The organism is Comamonas sp. FUJ_7, assembly GCF_057369555.1.
On sequence record NZ_JBXXZI010000004.1, the window covers coordinates 110,568 to 128,500 of the forward strand.

At 57.7% G+C, this 17,933-nt stretch carries 14 protein-coding genes; 7 read left to right on the top strand and 7 right to left on the bottom strand.

The features are described from left to right. Positions 1 to 219 precede the first annotated feature (219 nt). From AC2I9W_RS07655 to pelG, 7 genes are all read left to right on the top strand, one after another. A complete protein-coding gene (locus AC2I9W_RS07655) occupies positions 220 to 3,003 on the top strand; it encodes a bifunctional glycoside hydrolase/polysaccharide deacetylase family protein (protein ID WP_486409587.1) in 2,784 nt (927 codons plus the stop codon). After that, complete coding sequence (locus AC2I9W_RS07660) at positions 2,969 to 6,817, top strand: tetratricopeptide repeat protein (protein WP_486409402.1); 3,849 nt, start codon at positions 2,969 to 2,971, stop codon at positions 6,815 to 6,817. Before AC2I9W_RS07655 ends, AC2I9W_RS07660 begins: the two co-directional genes overlap by 35 nt. Before the next feature lie 17 nt (positions 6,818 to 6,834). Continuing rightward, entirely contained in the window at positions 6,835 to 7,398 is a 564-nt protein-coding gene (locus AC2I9W_RS07665) for a penicillin-binding protein activator LpoB (RefSeq protein WP_486409403.1), read from the top strand. Between the two features lie 61 nt (positions 7,399 to 7,459). Then, the gene (locus AC2I9W_RS07670) at positions 7,460 to 8,806 is read left to right on the top strand and encodes a PelD GGDEF domain-containing protein (protein WP_486409404.1); all 1,347 of its coding nucleotides are present in this window, start codon (positions 7,460 to 7,462) and stop codon (positions 8,804 to 8,806) included. Positions 8,807 to 8,918: 112 nt separating this feature from the next. Next, complete coding sequence (locus AC2I9W_RS07675; protein WP_486409405.1) at positions 8,919 to 9,821, top strand: tetratricopeptide repeat protein; 903 nt, start codon at positions 8,919 to 8,921, stop codon at positions 9,819 to 9,821. After that, positions 9,818 to 11,368 carry a GT4 family glycosyltransferase PelF gene (gene pelF / locus AC2I9W_RS07680; protein ID WP_486409406.1) on the top strand — a complete coding sequence of 517 codons (1,551 nt, stop codon included), beginning with the start codon at positions 9,818 to 9,820 and terminating at the stop codon, positions 11,366 to 11,368. The genes AC2I9W_RS07675 and pelF overlap by 4 nt, the downstream gene beginning before the upstream one ends. Continuing rightward, entirely contained in the window at positions 11,368 to 12,741 is a 1,374-nt protein-coding gene (pelG, locus tag AC2I9W_RS07685) for an exopolysaccharide Pel transporter PelG (RefSeq protein WP_486409407.1), read from the top strand. Before pelF ends, pelG begins: the two co-directional genes overlap by 1 nt. Positions 12,742 to 12,825: 84 nt before the next feature. Here pelG and AC2I9W_RS07690 read toward each other — a convergent pair whose 3' ends face one another. From AC2I9W_RS07690 to AC2I9W_RS07720, 7 genes are all read right to left on the bottom strand, one after another. Then, positions 12,826 to 13,683, bottom strand: a complete 858-nt coding sequence (locus AC2I9W_RS07690; RefSeq protein WP_486409408.1) for a D-hexose-6-phosphate mutarotase — start codon at positions 13,681 to 13,683, stop codon at positions 12,826 to 12,828. Further along, positions 13,676 to 14,419 carry a 1-(5-phosphoribosyl)-5-[(5-phosphoribosylamino)methylideneamino]imidazole-4-carboxamide isomerase gene (gene hisA / locus AC2I9W_RS07695; protein WP_486409409.1) on the bottom strand — a complete coding sequence of 248 codons (744 nt, stop codon included), beginning with the start codon at positions 14,417 to 14,419 and terminating at the stop codon, positions 13,676 to 13,678. Before hisA ends, AC2I9W_RS07690 begins: the two co-directional genes overlap by 8 nt. Positions 14,420 to 14,519: 100 nt before the next feature. Continuing rightward, positions 14,520 to 15,188 (bottom strand): imidazole glycerol phosphate synthase subunit HisH, encoded by a 669-nt coding sequence (hisH, locus tag AC2I9W_RS07700; protein WP_486409410.1) that lies wholly within the window; start codon positions 15,186 to 15,188, stop codon positions 14,520 to 14,522. A gap of 81 nt (positions 15,189 to 15,269) precedes the next feature. Further along, the gene (gene hisB / locus AC2I9W_RS07705) at positions 15,270 to 15,893 is read right to left on the bottom strand and encodes an imidazoleglycerol-phosphate dehydratase HisB (protein WP_486409411.1); all 624 of its coding nucleotides are present in this window, start codon (positions 15,891 to 15,893) and stop codon (positions 15,270 to 15,272) included. Beyond that, a complete protein-coding gene (gene hisC / locus AC2I9W_RS07710; RefSeq protein WP_486409412.1) occupies positions 15,890 to 17,008 on the bottom strand; it encodes a histidinol-phosphate transaminase in 1,119 nt (372 codons plus the stop codon). Before hisC ends, hisB begins: the two co-directional genes overlap by 4 nt. Before the next feature lie 69 nt (positions 17,009 to 17,077). Next, on the bottom strand, positions 17,078 to 17,527 hold the full coding sequence (locus AC2I9W_RS07715) for a PIN domain-containing protein (protein ID WP_486409413.1): 450 nt from the start codon (positions 17,525 to 17,527) through the stop codon (positions 17,078 to 17,080). Next, complete coding sequence (locus AC2I9W_RS07720) at positions 17,524 to 17,799, bottom strand: hypothetical protein (protein ID WP_158389545.1); 276 nt, start codon at positions 17,797 to 17,799, stop codon at positions 17,524 to 17,526. Before AC2I9W_RS07720 ends, AC2I9W_RS07715 begins: the two co-directional genes overlap by 4 nt. Between the last annotated feature and the right edge of the window lie 134 nt (positions 17,800 to 17,933).

Sequence of the window (17,933 nt, forward strand, 5' to 3'; positions counted from 1 at the left end):
ACCGTCATGTGGGTAAATCAGCTTCTTTTACTAACCTTTCACTGTATTCACGTATTTCTCAAAGCGTTCAACACAAACACGCGCACATCTAATTCAGTTGCCCGATGTTTTCAATAGAGCCCAAGGCAGGCAATGGAATATTGAAATAAAGAACAACGAAGCGATACCTATAATCTATCACGGTAAAAGTTCGCAAACATTTGGAGTAAGCAGTTGTTTATCGTATTCCGAAGTTTTTTGGTTACCGCCCTGGCTTTGCTCTCCCTCATAGCACATGCCTCACCATCGGTATCCGTTTATTACGGCAAGGGACTCTCCCCGAGTTCCCTGGCGCTCTACGACATTTCGGTCGTGGAACCAGGCCAGGGATACGATCCTGTTGCTTATCGCAAGGCGTGGCCGACTAGCGAACTCTATGCTTACGCCTCCGTGGCAGAGGTCGGTCGTGAGCGCGACTATTTCTCCAAGATCCCCACCGCATGGCAGATGGCCAGAAATGGCGCCTGGAACTCCGTGGTCATTGATCAGACTCCTGAGCAATGGCCTGCATTTTTCGCAGATGAAGTCATTGCACCGCTCTGGAATAAAGGCTATCGCGGCTTTTTCCTGGACACCATGGATTCTTATCGTCTTGCCGAGAAATTCAGCGAGGAAGATCAACAGGCGGGATTGGTGCGGGTTATCCAAAAGCTCAATGCCCAGTTTCCGGGAATCAAACTGATTCTGAACCGCGGCTTTGAAATTGTTCCCCGCGTACGCGATCAAATTCAAATGGTCGCTGCCGAATCACTGTTTCGCGGCTGGGATGCCAGCAACAAGCGCTATATCGACATAAGCCCCAAAGACCGGGAATGGATTCTGGGTCAATTGCAGAGCATCCGCGAGCGAGATAAGTTGCCCGTTCTCTCCATTGACTACGTGCCACCGCATGACAGAGAGGCCATGCGCGATGTCGTCAAGAAAATCGAAGCCCTGGGCATCATCCCCTGGGTCACGGATGCCGACTTGCGCACCCAGGGCATGGGCACGATCGAAGCTCAGGCTCGCCGCGTGCTGATCTTGCGCAATGGCGCCGAAGTTCCTGCGCTGAACCTGTCTGCGGCGCACCGCTTTCTGGAAATGCCGCTCAACTACATGGGCTACATTGCCGATTACGCCGATATTCGGGAGCCCCTTCCCACAGACATCGATCGGGACCGCTATGCGGGTGTGGTTACCTGGTTTAACGGTGCCATCCCCGACAGAAAAATCAAAGAAGTTCGGGACTGGCTCAAGGCCCAAAGTCTTAAAAAAATGCCGATTCTGGTGCTGAGCGCATCAGGTTTCCCAATCAACAAGGCTCTGCCTTTTGGCGCCAACCACACCGAAGTGACTCCGACCCTTCCACTCAAAAAAGTGAAGGAGTCGAGCATTTACAACTTCGAAACCCAAACCCTCGCTCCCGACAACGAGTTTGAAGGCTGGACATTGACGCCTGAAATTCAGCAGCAAAGCGAAGAACTGCTGTCTTTTGATGATGCCAAAGGCAGACGTTTTGTTTCTGCAGCCGTCACCCCCTGGGGTGGTTTCGTGCTCAATCCTTATCTGGTGGAAGAGCTGCCCGGCGTCGATCAAGCGCGCTGGGTCATCAATCCATTCAGCATGCTGCAAAAGGCGCTGCGTCTCACGGACTTTCCGGTACCTGACATCACTACGGAAAGTGGGCGTCGCTTGCTGCTCTCCCATGTCGATGGAGATGCATTTCCCTCCAAGGCAGAGTTGCCTGGGACCCCTTTTTCCGCAGAAGTGCTTCAGCGAGAAATTCTGCAGCGCTATCGCATTCCACACACGGTCTCCATCGTGGAAGCAGAGATTTCTCCGCAAGGCCTTTTCCCCCAGCTGTCTTCCAAGCTGGAAAACATTGCCAGAAGCATTTTCAAAATGCCGAATGTGGAAATTGCAAGCCACTCGTACTCTCACCCTTTCTATTGGGTGCCTGAAAGCCAGAAGACTTCCGTCAGCAAAGAGGTCAACCTCAACCTCAACATTCCTGGCTACACCATGAACATGGACCGTGAAATTAACGGCTCCATGGACTACATCCGCAAAAATCTGGCTCCTCCCGGCAAGCCTGTCGAGGTGATGCTTTGGTCTGGTGATACGGCGCCGGGTGAAGATGCTTTGGCCATCATTGACGCCGGTGGCCTGCTCAACATGAATGGTGGCGACACCTATATCACCCGCGCCAACCCCTCACTGACCGCTGTGGGCAGCTGGGGCATCCAAAAAGGCGGGCACCTGCAGGTATATGCACCTATCACCAACGAAAACATTTACACCAACCTTTGGCACGGGCCTTTCTACGGCTTTGAAAAGGTTATAGAGACCTTCGAGATGACTGGCAGTCCTCGCCGCCTCAAAGCCATTGACGTCTACTACCACTTCTACTCAGCCACCAAGGTCGCCAGCCTCAAAGCTCTGCACAGCGCTTATCAGTGGGCTCTGAAGCAAGACACCTACCCCATCTTTGTCTCGGAATATGTGCGCAAGGTGCAGGACTACTATGAGTTCGCAGTCGCTCGACAAGGTGACAAATGGATCTTACGCAGCCCTGGTCGTTTGCGCACCGTGCGCTTGCCTCCGTCGCTGGGCCTTCCTCTGATGGAGCACAGCAGTGGCATTGCGGGTTACAAGAATGGTCCCGATGGTAACTATGCCCACCTGGCTCAGGGTGCAGCGAGCATGCTGACCGCAGAGAAATCCTCTGCCCAGCAGCCTGCTTACCTGCAAGAAGCCAATGCCAGGGTTACCGAGTGGGAGTCTTTACCTGACGGCGGCATGCGCTTTACCCTGCAAGGACATATGCCCCTGGAATGGAAAATGTACCTACCGCCCCATTGCAGCCAGTCCTCGTCTCCAAAGGAGTTGACCACCGTCAAGGCCGGTGCCTCCAGCGACCATATCCGCAGCTTCAGAAGTAACCAAAACAGTGCCAAACTTGAAGTCCAATGTAGCGCTCAATAATGAGCGCCCACAGGCCGTTCCGCTGTGGCTGATTGCACTGCTGACTCTTCTGATCTGCGGTGCTCTGTGGCTGCTGTTTCCCAAAACAGACTTGGAACGCCGTCTGGCGACCAGTCAGGACGAGTCTGAGCTCTCGATCAACTACCTGATCAACCTGCTCCGAAGCGACCCGAACAACGAGAACCTGCAGGCTTTGCTCAAGGCCAAGCAATTGCGTCAAATGGAAATCAAGCGTGCCGCCGAGGAAGCTAGCCGCCAGGCACTGCCAACCGCCGTTGAGGCCTTGTGGAAGCAATGGCAGTCGCTTTACTCCGACTATCAGGAAGCGGAAAAGCTGAGCGCCAAGTCGACGCACCAGATTGATCAGCTGCGCCCTGCAGTCATGCAGGCACTTCGCGCCATTCCACGCCAGGACCTGAGCCAGGAGCAAATGCTTTATCTGGCTTCTTCCTCCCTGGTGCTGCGCGACACGCCTTTTGCGCTGGAGCTCTATGAAGAGCTGGCACAACACACTGCAGATGGCGCACAGCGCTCTCAGATTTATGCCGAGGCATCCCGCCAGTTGCTGGGCTTTTCTCAGTATGAGGATGCATCACGCCTGCTACAAAAAGCCAGCGTGTCGGCAGAAGGCACCCCACAAACACGCGAGTACCTGCTCAATGCCATTCAAGTGCTGCAAGCTGCCAACCGCAGCAAAGATGCACTGGCTCTGGCAGAAGCCAACCTCGAGACACTTGGCGATGAGCCATTCATCCTGAAAAAACTCGTTGAACTGGCGCGAGCCGCCGGCCAGCCAGCCACGGCCGAGAAATATGTCAAGAAACTGCTCAAGCTTTCCTTGCTTGAGCAATGGCATGCAGCACAAGCCCAGGTTGCCGATGCAGGCAACGCCTCTGCCTCTTTTGACGATGGCGCCTGGTCCTTGAAGCTGCCCATGCAGCCCAGCGATGGCTGGTCCATGCAGCAAACGGCCACCAATGCCGTCCCAAAAAAAACCAAAGAGCCTGTTCTTCCATTTGATGAGCAGACCTACAAGCTGGCATACGACGTTTTTCTGGAGAACAGAAACCTGGAAGATGCACTGAGAACCGCCCAGGCGGCCGTCAAGCAGTCCCCCCAGAACATGGTGTGGCGTGAACGCCTAGCCCATGTGGCCGAGTGGAGCGGACGCTCTCAGCTAGCTCTCGACAACTGGCTTTTCATTGCTCAAGGAACCAAGCGGGAAGATGCCTGGAAGGCAGTCATGCGCATGGCTCCCGGCCTGTTTGACGATCATGCGCTGACGGCAGGTATTCTGCACCTGCTGCACCAACGCCCCAACGATCCCGCCCTGCTTCGCTCTTTGGTGGAGAGCTATGAGCGTCAGGGCACGCCTCAAAAAGCCATCGACTATCTTCTTCACCACGGCAAGTCGCCTGAGGCTCTGGTCATGCTGGCACGTGTGGCCGAGCGCGATGGTCAAACCCGGCTCGCTCTGGACACATGGAAGCGGGTCTTTGAAATTCCAGAGCAGCGCACACCTGCCCATGCCATGGCAGCGGCTTCCATGGCGCTGCTGGAAGGACAGCCGGATCTGGGCCTGCGCTGGCTGGAAGAGTCACAGGCCTACATTCATCAGCCCATGCCCGATGAAGGCGACTACTGGCGCTTCATGGGCAGTCTGGCCCAGCGCCAAAGAGATGATCAGGTCGCCGCACAGGCGTTTCGCAAGCTGCTACAGACTCCTGATGCAAGCATTAGCGACTACGACGGAATCATCAATATCTTGCTGCGCAGCAATCGTGAAGAAGCTGCACAGCTTTCATTGCAGGCCTGGGAAAAATTTCATTCCCTGAGGCATCTGACCCAAGCCTTTTATCTGCTCGAAGAAGCCGGGGATCCCGGCAGGCTTGGCTCTTATCTGAAGCAGGTGATGTCCTCACCCGATCTTTCAGAGCGCCTGCTGAACCAACCCTCTTTTTTGCATGTTCTGGGGATGTACTACGAACGCACCAAGCAGTTCGACAAAGCCCAGGCAGCCTTCAGCAAAGGCCTGGCCTTGACACCGGAGTCGCTTCAGTTGAGGCAGTCACTGCTCTGGCTTTTGATTGATTCACAAGATTCACTGGCCCTTTCCAACCTTCTCGCACGCGTGGAGAGCAACTGGGCGCAAGACCTGGAAATGCATGACGCCCTATCCGCAGCCAATCAAAACCTGTCTCGCCCGGCTGTGGCATTGCAACGCTATCTGCAGCCGCAGCTACAACGCAAGCAAGAAGACTTTCTCTGGATGATGAGCTATGCCGACGCTCTGGAGCAAAACCAGCAAGCGGATCTGGCTTGGCGCCTGCGCCGAGAGCTCTGGCTGAAGCAACAAGCCAAAGAGCCCAAGGGCAAACGCTCGGCACAGGAATGGCTGACGCCGCAAGCGCTGGACAAGGTACAAAGGCAGGCACGTATTCGCCTGACGCTCAACCGCGCCTATGGAGATGACGAAATGGCGCTCATGCGCGAGCTGATGCGTCAGGACCTCCAGACGTCTGGCCGCAATGAATACTCTCCCGAAGCCAAAGAGCTGGCTCTGGCCTGGCTACAGGACAAAGGTGAGTACTCCGCTGAGCGCGGTTATCTCTGGCAGCAATATGCCCGTAGTCGCGGCAAAAAAGGCAATGCGCCCTTGTGGGCACAGATCACCATTGCCATCGCGGAAAAGGACACTGCACAGGCTAGCCAGTTACTGGACCGCTACGGCGACCGGCTACCGCGTCACGACTACCTCACGGCAGCGGTCATGGCTGGCGATGTGCGCCTGGCGCAGACCGCCGGCTTTGACGGCCTCTCCAATCAGCCCGACGACGACACCCTGCACACCGCTCTAACAGAGCAGTTGCTGGCCATGAGTCACTTTTCTGACTATGGATTCAGTCAGCGCCAGCTGAGCGGCATCGATGAGGCAGAGCACAAGCTGCGCTGGCATCGCCCCATCAACTCACGCTGGGCTTTGGAGCTTGAGACAGACCACACTCGCCGCACGATCAACAATTTCAGCTTTGTAAGCCGCCCTTCCAGCGAGCATGGTGCAGGCCTGCGTCTTCGCCGCTTGTCTCCCAAGGGAAGTACCGAGCTGATGCTCGGGGAAAGGCGCAGCTTGGGCACCTACCACCCTGTGCAACTGTCCCACAGCCTGCTTTTTGACAACCGATGGACCCTGGATGCATCCATCGGCAAAGAGCTTTCCATGCAAGACACTCTCGCCATGCGCATGGGGGGCATGAAGGACAGGCTCGCACTGGGCGCCACCTATCAGTTCTCGCGCCAGGATCGATTGGGTCTTGAAGTGGCCGGTGAGCGCTACTCCGTTCAAACCGGAGGATCGCGCATAGGCTCCGGCCAGCACGCCACACTGCAGTACACGCATAGCTACCGCAGCGAAACACCGAGTCTGGAGTTTGGAGTCTTTACCTCATGGCACCGCTACAGCCGCACAGATCCGGCCTCATTAAGCGGGCAACAGCTGGATATTTTCAGATACCTGCCTGCGGGAAGCAGCGCAGGCAGTGATTACCTGCTGCCCGGCAATTTCCGCTTTTCGGGCGTACAGGTCTCCACGGATACCCGCTACGCACAAGACTACACGCGGCGCTGGCGTCCTTTTGCCAGCCTGGCCTTGACGCACCACAGCCTTAATGGCGCAGGCTACGAAGCGCGTATGGGCTTCTCCGGAAGCCTTCTTGGACCCGACCACTGGATGGTCGGTTTCAACCTCTCCAAAACCGGCCTCAACAACACAGGAACCAGCCGTGAGCTGCAGCTCACCTATCGTCTGCACTATTGAGACATCAAGGAACCACCATGAACGTCAACACCTCTTCTTCATCGCGTATCCGTCGCCTCACGAATGCGGGCCTGGCGGCAGGATTGCTCAGTCTTCTAGCGGCCTGCTCCACTGTCGACCAAGCCCCCTCGCCCGTCCTGGCCAAAAACGCATCCTGGGCTGTTCTGCCTTTCGAGAACCACACGGAGACACCCATGGCTGGCAGCCGGGCCGAAAGCATTGCGACAGCCATTCTCCAGACCCGAGGTGTGAACTCCGTCAAGCGCTATACCGGCGATGCACAGCAGGAGGCCCTGTTTGATAGCCAGAGCGGAAAGCGACGCGAAGAAGCATTGAGCTGGGCCCGGGAGGAAGGCGTGCACTATGCACTGCTAGGGACGGTGGATGAGTGGCGCTACAAAGTCGGCGTAGACGGCGAGCCTGCTGTCGGCGTGACCCTGGAAATCGTCGATGTCAGCGAAGGCAAAACCATATGGAGCGCCACGGGCGGCAAAAGCGGCTGGAGCCGAGAGTCTCTTGCCGCAGTCGGTCAGAAGCTGATTCGCAGCCTGCTCGGCACTGGCGTTGCGAACGCCCGCTAAGGCCCGCTACGCACTGAGCACCCCAGACTGCAAGCCTATGCCCTCTCAAGAAACACCCGCTGTGCTCAGCCCGGCCAGCACCGCCCAGAACAGCCACCCTTCTGACGATCTCAAAGGCTCACCACTTGGGAAATTAATGGTGACGAACATCAAGCCTTGGATCGTCATTCTCGAGACGGCTCTGCTTCCGGGTCTAGCACTACTCATCAGCTATCTGGTTAGCCCCGAAAATCCTTTATGGATCGAGGCTGAATTTCCGTGGGTCTGGCTAGCCCCCATGATCATCGCCCTGCGCTACGGTCCTATTGCCGGCCTCTGTGCCTCCGGTGTGTTCCTGCTTGGGTGGCTAGGGCTGAATCGACAGGATTTAAGCCATTTTCCCCAGCAGTACTTTCTGGGTGGGCTGATCATGGTCATGATCGTCGGCGAAGTCTCCAGTACCTGGCGCCACCATTTGCGCAAGGCACGCACTGCACAACAGTATCAAGACCTGCGTCTTGAGCAGCTGGTGCGTCGTCACTACCTGCTGCGCCTGTCTCATGAACAGCTGGAGCAGCAGTTGATTGCCCAGCCTATTTCCATGCGGGATGCCCTGCTGAAACTGCGCGACCTCAGCGGCAGCTCCAACGATGTGCTGACTCTGCTTAGCCTTCTGTCACAGCTTTGCCAGATCAATACCGCAAGCATCGTGCGCCTCCAAGAGGACTCGTTGGAAAAAACACCTGTTGCCCAGATCGGAGGAGCATCTGCTCTGGACATGAATGACCCACTGATCAAGCAGGCGCTTGAGACGGGCTCAATGTGTCACATCTCGCACAGCCTGCAAAACAGCCACCAGACTCGCTACATTCTTGCGGCGCCCATGCAGGATCTATCGGGAAAGGTTTACGGACTGCTCGTTGTTGAGGAAATGCCTTTCTTTGCCTTACAGGAAGAGACGCTGCAGACCATCAATCTTTTGCTCGGCTATTACACGGATAGCGTCGCAGCCAATGATCTGGCTCGGCCACTGCTGCAGGCACACCCGGAATGTCCTGCGCAATTTGCCTCGGAACTCCAGCGTATGGAGCATGTGATCTGCACCAGCCAGCTTTCCAGCACGGCCTTGGTACTGGAGTTCTCCGCCTCCGCTGTCGCTGCCGAAACACCCCAGCTGATCATGCAAATGGAGCGCAATCTGGACCAGTCATGGCTGCTCAGCGGAGCGGAAAAAACAGTACTCGCCATTCTGATGCCATTGAGCTCGCATGCAGCCAGTGAAGGCTTCATGAATCGCCTCGCAGACCACCTCAAGCAGCGCGGCATCGACTCCCTGGACGATGCTGGCATTCGCGCTCACACCATCCCGATTCAAAAAGGCAAGACCATGGCCGTTTTGGATCAGATTGTTGGGTTCGTCCATGCTTAACCTTACCCTTGCCCTGGTCGCGACCTTGGTAGAGGTATGCGCATGGACACTGCCTCATTTGCTTAGAGCCGATGCGAACAGCGCCTTGCTGGCCTTTTTTATCATCCATGCAATGGCATCCGTGCTGTTCGGCCTCAGTCTCTATCCATTGATCCATGGCCTGCCTTATTTGCGCGATCAGCGCTCCGCCCTGGTCGCTTTGACTGCGGTGGTGTCATTTGCAGTGCCGATCGCTGGCCCGATTGGGTGCTTCATTGCATTTTTTGCATTGCTGCGCCATCGCAACCCTTCTTTGCAGCACCCCTTTCCTTCAGTGAGCCTTCCGGAGTTTGACCAGTCCCAGGCGAGCAGTCACAAGCGACGCCCTCCAGGACTGGGCACCTTCCTGAGCAACCAGAGCGTTCCGATTGCGGCTCGTATGCGCGCCATGGTTGCGCTCGGGAGCGTCTCAGGAAAGCTGGCCTCCCCCCTGCTGCGCAATGCACTGAGTGATTCCAACGACGACCTGCGTCTTCTGGCCTACAGCATGCTGGACACCAAGGAGCAGCAGATCAGCCAGGCCATCCATGAAGCACAGCAAAAGCTTGAGAAGGCACAGGAGACGGAGGGCTCCGATGTCCTGGGACCGCAAGGCATCCAAGCCTGCTGGACGCTGTCAGACCTGTACTGGGAGATGATCTATCAGGGCGTCACACAAAGTGATGTCAAAGATCACGCCATCGCACAGTCCCTGCATTACTGCGAGAGTGTTCTTGCCGTGCAGCCAAGCAATGCATTGTTGACTTTGCGCAAGGGAAGGCTGATGCAGCTGCGCCATGAATATAAGCAAGCCCAAAATGCCTATGAAGACGCTCTGACCATGGGCTTGCCTGCTGCTCGCGTCACCCCTTACCTCGCAGAGATTCACTTTCTGCAGCGTCACTTCTCACAGGCCCAGGCATTGATGCAGACACTGGATCCGGCTCAAGCCCCTCCCAGACTGCTGGCCAACATCAAGTACTGGAGTGCTGCATGAGCGCCTCGCCCCCCAAAGCCCCTCAGGCAGATATTGCCTTGCTGCTCGAAGGGACCTACCCCTATGTCAGCGGTGGTGTCTCCAGCTGGGTGCAGCAAATTCTGAATGCCTATCCGCAGTACAAATTTGCCATCGTCTTCCTGGGCAGCAAGCGCGAAGACTATGGAGAGTTTCGCTACACCTTGCCTGCCAACGTCGTGCATTTTCAGGAGCACTTTCTCTACGATGATCTCGACGAAAAGGACAAGCCTGAGCATGTCCGCGGCAGTCCGCAGAGTTTCGAGCACATCAGAAGGCTTTTGCTGCTTCTTGAGCAGGATGACGGAAAGGCCGCTTCCCGACAGGCCATTCTTGAGGAAATTCAGACCATTGCGATGGAGCTGCGCCCCGGCGGCGGCATTCCCCTGGGTGACTTCCTGCACAGCGAAGAGGCCTGGCAGTTGCTGCGCGAGAGCTATGTACGCTACTGCAGCGACCCCTCCTTTGTGGACTTCTTCTGGACAGTGCGCATCATGTTCAAGCCCTTGTGGCTGCTGGCCGAGATAGCCGAAACGCTGATCCCCGTGCGCGTGCTGCACACCGTCTCCACGGGCTACGCAGGCTTTCTGGGCGGCTTGCTACACCACCGGCGCCAGTTGCCGCTCATTCTGTCCGAGCATGGCATCTACACCAAAGAGCGCCAGATTGACCTGCTCAAAAGCACCTGGATCCGGGACAACCGCAACTTCTTCCAGCGCGACCCCATGGAAGTCTCCTTCTTCCGGCAAATGTGGATCCGCTTCTTTGAGTGGATGGGACGCTTTTGCTACGAAGCAGCCAATCCCATCATTGCGCTGTATGAGGCCAACCGGCTGCGCCAGATCAATGATGGAGCGCCACCCGAGCGCACGCTCAATGTGCCCAATGGCATACGGGTCGAGCGCTTCACTCCTTTGCGCAGCATTCGCCCCGACAGTACGCCCCCGGTACTGTGCCTGATTGGGCGGGTTGTCCCCATCAAAGACATCAAGACCTTTATTCGCTCCATGCGACGCATCGTCAACAAGCTCCCCCAGGCCCAGGCATGGATTGCCGGCCCTGTGGAAGAAGATCCCGACTACGTGCAGGAGTGCAAAAGTCTGGTCTCAAGCCTGAACCTGCAAAATCACGTCAAGTTTTTAGGCATGCAGCGCATTGAAGACCTGATGCCTCTGGTGGGTCTTGTCGTGCTGTCCTCCGTGAGCGAAGCCTTGCCTCTGGTCATTCTGGAGTCGCAGGCAGCAGGCGTGCCTGTCATCAGCACCGATGTGGGCTCATGCAGCCAGCTGATCCATGGTCTGGATGATGAAGACCAGTTGCTCGGAAGCTGTGGCCGCATCGTGAGCATCGCCAACCCCGAAGCCTTGGCCGATGCCTCTTTAGAGTTGCTGACCAACCCTGAGAAATGGCAGGAAGCCAGTGCGGCGGGTATTGCCCGTGTCGAGCGCTACTACACCGACACTTTGCTGTTTGAGCGCTATCAACAGATCTACGACAGCGCCCTTGAAAACTCCCAGGAGGCCCACTAATGGCGGGCATTGGATTTGAACTGCGCCACATGTTGCGCAAAAACACGCTGACCAGCATTTTCCAAGCCTATACCTATGCCGGTGTCATCGGTTCAGGCCCCTGGGTTTTTTCCATCATCGGCATCTTGCTGGTCGGAGTCTTCAGCGTGGGCGTTGTCGCTCCACCGCTGCTGGTCACGCAATTTCAGACCTCGGTCACCTATCTGGTGGCCTTCAGTCTGATCCTGACAGGAGCCGCCCAGCTGGCGTTCACACGCTTTATCTCGGACCGGCTGTTTCTCAAGCAGGACTCCTCGGTCCTTCCCAATCTCCACGGCCTGCTGCTGATCATTGCCTCACTGGCCGTCGCTACCGGGCTCGTTGCCCTGTTCACCCTTCTGCCAAATCAAAGCGCAACCTATCGCATCTTGATGCTGGCGGGCTTCACCCTGATGTGCATGGTCTGGACCATGGCGGTTTTGCTATCCGGGCTCAAACAGTACAAAGCCATCACCGCCCTGTTCGCCATCAGCTACATCCTGATCGTGGCTCTGTCTCTGCCCCTGCGTCACTGGGGTCTGGAAGGCCTGCTGCTGAGCTTCATCTGCGGCCATGCCCTGCTTGTAGCGGGCATGTGGGTGCTCATCCTCAAGCGCTTTCCCATAGAGAGGCGCTGGATTGCCTTTGACTTCACCAAGCGTTCGATGATTTTTACATCGCTGCTGGGTATAGGCTTTCTCTACAACCTGGGGATCTGGATTGACAAGATCATCTTCTGGTTCTTTCTGCCTACCTCTCAGGCCATCATTGGCGGTCTTCGCGCTTCGCTGATTTACGACATTCCGGTCTTTCTCTCGTACTTGTCCATCATTCCCGGAATGGCGGTTTTTCTGGTACGCATTGAAACCGACTTCGTCGAGTACTACGACAAGTTCTTCAACGCGGTGCGCGGCGGCGGTTCGCTGGAATACATAGAAACCATGCGCCATGAGATGGTCTATTCCATACAGACCGGACTGAGCGAGATCGCCAAGATCCAGACCATTGCCATTCTGGTCACCTTTGTCGCAGGCCCCAGCCTGCTGGAGCTGCTGGGTATTTCTCAGCTTTACCTGCCACTGCTGCACGTACAGGTCGTGGGCACCGGTCTGCAGGTTGGCGTCATGGCCGTTCTCAACATCTTCTTCTACCTCAATGAGCGCCGCATCATCCTGATGCTGTGCACCTTGATGCTGGTGCTCAATATTGCCTTCACCTCGATCTCGCTGGCCCTTGGCGCTGCGTTCTACGGCTACGGCTTCACACTGGCCATGCTAGTGACACTGTGCGTAGCTCTGGTCTATCTCACGCGATCCATGGACAGGCTGGAGTACCGGACCTTTATGCTGCAATAAGCAAACAAGAGCGCAAGAATGCAAACAGGCCCCGCAATCCAAGATTGAAGGGGCCTGTTTGCATTCGGCTTTAGCAGCCTGAATTCAATAACTGCGCAGAGTTTGTGCAGCCTTCCAGCACTGGGCCGGAGCTACGGTGACAGCCGCATCAATGGCCGCGGCCTCTACACACAGCATTTGCTGCCAGCTGTCAGCAGCCATATCTTGAAGAGTGGCGCACAGCTCGGGGCCTGGGTTCCAGACCACGGTCTCACTCCATGCAGCATCCTGAGCAATCTCCAGCCAGGGCCGATCGTCTGCCTGTAGCTGCAAGGCCTCCTGCGCCCTTGGATAGACACGGTCGGTCTCCACCCCAAAGCGAACCGTGCCTTGCTGCCGGGGGTGGGTGTCGGCCACCGCATCCCAGTACGTCAAATCCTGCAGGCCTTGCAAAGCCGCTTGCTCCACGTCAGGTACACGCAGATAGCTGTGCAGTGCTGCGGTGAAGGGCAGGTCTTTATCGCCAAGGTTGTTCACGGCCAGCTCTACCTGCAGCTGAGCTGGCGTGAGCTGCACGGTCAGCACCGCTTCAAACTCGTGCGGCCAGACGGAATGCGTGGCCTCGGTGTCTTTCAGCCGCAACTTCAGCTGCACGCCGTCATGACCCAGTGCCTGCGCATCATCGGCCGTCCAAGTCATCAGGCGCGCAAAGCCGTGCTTGACCAAAGGGCCGCGCTGATTGAACTGGGGAAAACAGACCGGAATGCCGCCGCGAATCGCAGTCTTGCCATCGTGGGCGGCCAACGGGCTGAGGAACAGGCGCTCCTGATCTTGGCTGATCCAGGACAGCACCTGTGCGCCTTGCAGACTGATGAGACAGCTATCACCCTGATTCAATCTCAAAGCGATAGCAGGTAGCCCTTGCCAATCAATGGCCTGGGCCTGAAAAACCATCTCACTCACCCGTGAGCTCGTCGGCGCGTTCCTGGCCGTCGGCAAAGTCCAGATCGCCGGTATAGATGGCACGACCGCAGATCACGCCCTCCACGCCTTCGTCCTGCACCTTGCACAGCGCTTCAATGTCGGCCATGCCGGCCAAACCGCCGGAGGCAATGACAGGAATCTTCAGCGACTGCGCCAGCTTGACGGTGGCGTCGATGTTGATGCCGGTCAGCATGCCGTCACGGCCGATATCCGTATAGATGATGGATTCCACACCCCAGCCCTCGAAGCGCTTGGCGGTCTCGATCACGTCCTGACCGGTGAGCTTGCTCCAGCCGTCGATGGCAACCTTGCCGTCCTTGGCGTCCAGACCCACGATGATGTGGCCGGGGAAGGCGCTGCAGGCATCCTGCAAGAAGCCGGGGTTCTTGACGGCAGCGGTGCCGATGATCAGGTACTCAATGCCCAGATCAATGTAGCGCTCGATGGTGTCCAGATCACGGATGCCGCCGCCCAGCTGCACGGGAATCTCGCCATTGACTTCCTTGAGGATGCTCTTGATGGCCGACAGGTTCTTGGGCTGGCCCGCAAAGGCGCCGTTCAGGTCTACCAAGTGCAGGCGACGGGCGCCTGCATCCAGCCACTTAGCGGCCATGGCAGCGGGGTCCTCACCAAAGGTGGTGGACTGGTCCATATCACCTTGAATCAGGCGAACGCAGTGGCCGTCCTTGAGGTCGATAGCGGGGATGAGCAACATGATGGTGATCTGCTAGCAAGTTGGGCCGTCAAAGGTGGCCGGTTGAAAAAAGGAAATATACGGCGAACCGAGATCGCAAGAGCCGATTCGCAGCGTGCTTCTAGGGCTTCCAGCCGAGGAAGTTGCGAAACAGCGCCAGTCCCTGATCCGAGCTTTTCTCGGGGTGAAACTGGGTCGCAAAAATATTATCGCGTGCAACCGCGCATGCAAAGCGGCCGCCATAGTCGGCCTCGGCTGCGCAATGTGCGCTTTGTTGCACCAGCGCATAAAAGCTGTGCACAAAGTAGTAGAAGCTGCCGTCGGCAATGCCTGCCCACAACGCATGGGGCTTGCCGCCATGCAAAGTCTGGTGCACCTGGTTCCAGCCCATTTGCGGCACCTTGAACCGGCTGCCATCGGCCTGTGTCTTGCCCGCCAGATCGAACTTGCGCACATCACCGGGGATCAGCCCCAGGCCCGGAACATCACCTTCGTCGCTGTGGTCCAGCAGCATCTGCATGCCCACGCACACGCCAAACAGCGGCTTGTTGGCGGCGGCATGCAGCACGGCTTCCTGCAGGCCCGATTCACGCAGCTCGCGCATACAGTCGGGCATGGCGCCCTGTCCGGGCAGCACGATGCGGTTGGCGGCCAGCACGACTTCAGGGTCGGCGGTGACCACCACATCCCAGCCGGTGTCGGCCGCAGCCGTGCGTACGGCCTGCGAGACCGAGCGCAAATTGCCCATGCCGTAATCGACCACGGCCACGGTGTTGTTCTTCAAACTCATAGCATCTACCGCTTGTTGAGATTGCGTTTCAGCATTGAATCTCATTGAAATTCAATGCTGATGTGCATTAGCAGCTCTTGATTAAAGAGCGCCCTTGGTCGAGGGAATCACACCCGCCATGCGCTCGTCCTGCTCCAGCGCAAAGCGCACGGCGCGGGCAAAGGCCTTGAAGATGGTTTCGCACTGATGGTGGGCGTTGAAGCCCTTGAGATTGTCGATGTGCAGCGTGACACCGGCGTGGTTCACAAAGCCTTGGAAGAACTCATACACCAGCTGTGTGTCGAGCTGGCCGATGCTGCCGGCGGTGAATTTCACATCCATGTGCAGGCTGGGGCGACCCGAGAAGTCGATGACCACGCGGGAGAGCGCTTCATCCAGTGGCACATAGGCGTGGCCGTAGCGACGAATGCCCTTCTTGTCGCCAATGGCCTTGGCAAAGGCCTGACCCAGCGTGATGCCGATGTCTTCCACTGTGTGGTGGCCATCGATGTGCAAGTCGCCCGCACATTCAATGTCCATGTCGATCAGGCCGTGGCGGGCAATCTGGTCCAGCATGTGGTCGAGAAAGCCGATGCCGGAATTGAGGCTGGCCTTGCCCGTGCCATCGAGGTTGATGCGCACGGCCACGCGGGTTTCGGCCGTGTTGCGTGTGACTTCGGCAGTACGCAGCAGCGGGGCTGCAGGGGTGGTCACCAAATTGTTCATAAAGACTCCTTGAGGGCCGCCAGCATCTGGGCGTTTTCTTCGCGGGTACCTACGGTCAGGCGCAGGCAGTTACTCAGCAGCGGGTGCATGGCCGATACGTTCTTGACCAGCACGCCGCGTTGTTTCATCTCGATCTGGGCCTTGCCGGCATCGCGCACACGCAACAACACCATATTGGCTTCGGAGGGCCAGACCTTTTCCACGCCATCGAGCGCAACCAAGGCATCGATCAGCGGTTGGCGCTCGGAGCGGATGGCGGCGGCCTGCTCGGCATACAGCGCTTCATGCTCCAGCGCAAAAATCGCCGTCTCGCAGTTGAGCACGCTGATGTTGTAGGGCGGGCGCACCTTGTCCAGCTCATTGACGATGGCCGAAGGGCCGATCAGATAACCGAGGCGCGCGCCAGCCAAGCCGAACTTGGAGAGCGTGCGCATCAACAGCACATGCTGGTTGCGCGCAGGGTCGGCCTTCATACGTGTGATCCAGCTGCGGCTGGCAAAGGGCTGGTAGGCCTCATCCATCACCACCAGTCCGCCGATCTGGGCCACGGCGTCGATCACGGCCTGCACCTTGTCTTCGGCCCACAGCGTGGCCGTGGGGTTGTTGGGATAGGCGATATAGGTGATGGCGGGCTGATGCTCGGCAATCGCGGCCAGCATGGCGGGCAGGTCCAGATCGAAGTCGGCCGTCAGATCGACGCCCACAAAGTCCAGCCCCTGCAGCTTGGCCGACAGCGGGTACATCACAAAACCGGGCATGGGTGCCAGCATCTTGGCGCGGCCTGCGGTATCGGGCTGGGCCGTGGCCAGCGCAAGCAATGTGATGACTTCGTCCGAGCCATTGCCCAGCAGCACCGAGGTGCCTGCGGGCGCGCCCGCGTAGTCTGCCAGCATTTTCTTGAGCACTTCCTGGCGCTCGCCGGGATAGCGGTTAATCTCCAGGCTGCCCAGATGTTCACCCAGCTTTTTCTGCAGCTCCAGCGGCAGACGGTAGGGGTTCTCCATCGTGTCCATCTTGAGCAGGCCTTGGGCGGGCTGCACATGGTAGCCCTGCATGGCGCGCACATCGGCGCGAATGCGTTGCAGGGCTTTGGTCTGGATGTCTTGAGCAGTCATGGGTTCACTCTTTCACACAGGGCTTGCGTTGGCCAATGCAGTCGATACGGATCGCTGCAATTCAGGCGCTCAAGCCTCAAGATTTTCGGGGGCGGCTTGCTGCAGCGGGTGGACGATGGTCACGCCGCCAAACTCCGCCCCATGGGGCAGGTGCAGGCTCAGCATATGGTTGCAGCCGCTGTGCTGGGCGCAGGCCACGGCCAGGCAGTCGCCAAAGTCCAGCGCATGGCGGGCCTGCACGGCCCAGGCTGTCTCCAGCGTGGCGGCGTCGGTCTTCCACGGCGCCCAGGTCTGGTAGCGGCGAATGGCGGCACGGGCATCGCCTTGGGGCAAAGGGGTAGCAGCGGTGGTCGCTTGGTCATAGAACTCGACCAGCGCCTGATTGCTGGTGCGCCCCGTGCGACTGCGCCACAGCAAGTCCAGCCAGGCCAGCGTGGCGGCATACAGCTCACCGCCGGCGGCATTCTCTGCGGCGATCAGCACCGAGGTATCGACAAACACGGTGGTCATGGCACTCATGCCCCGGCTCCAGAATTCAAGTCTTTTTGCAGTGCAGCCCTTTGAGGACTTGCGCTACGCGCTACAGACTTCGTAGCTTCTTTCGGCTGTGCCTGCCAGCTGCGTTCGTCCGTGCGCCAGGCCAGGTAGGCACGCTCATAAGCGTCTTCACGCTGCATCAGCTCGGCCATGAAGTCACCCAGCATGCGCGAGACACTGCTGCCGCGCCGCGCCGCTTCGATACGGGCCCAGTCAAGCACGCTGTCTTCGACGGTGATGGTGACGTTTTTCATGCCATGAATATTACACGAAATTCGTGTTGCACTAAATTCGTGTCATCTTATGCAGAGCCACTCATGGATGAAATGTGTTGTGCAGCCGCTAGGATGCTCAAACCCATCGACTCACCCTTATACGAGACATACCT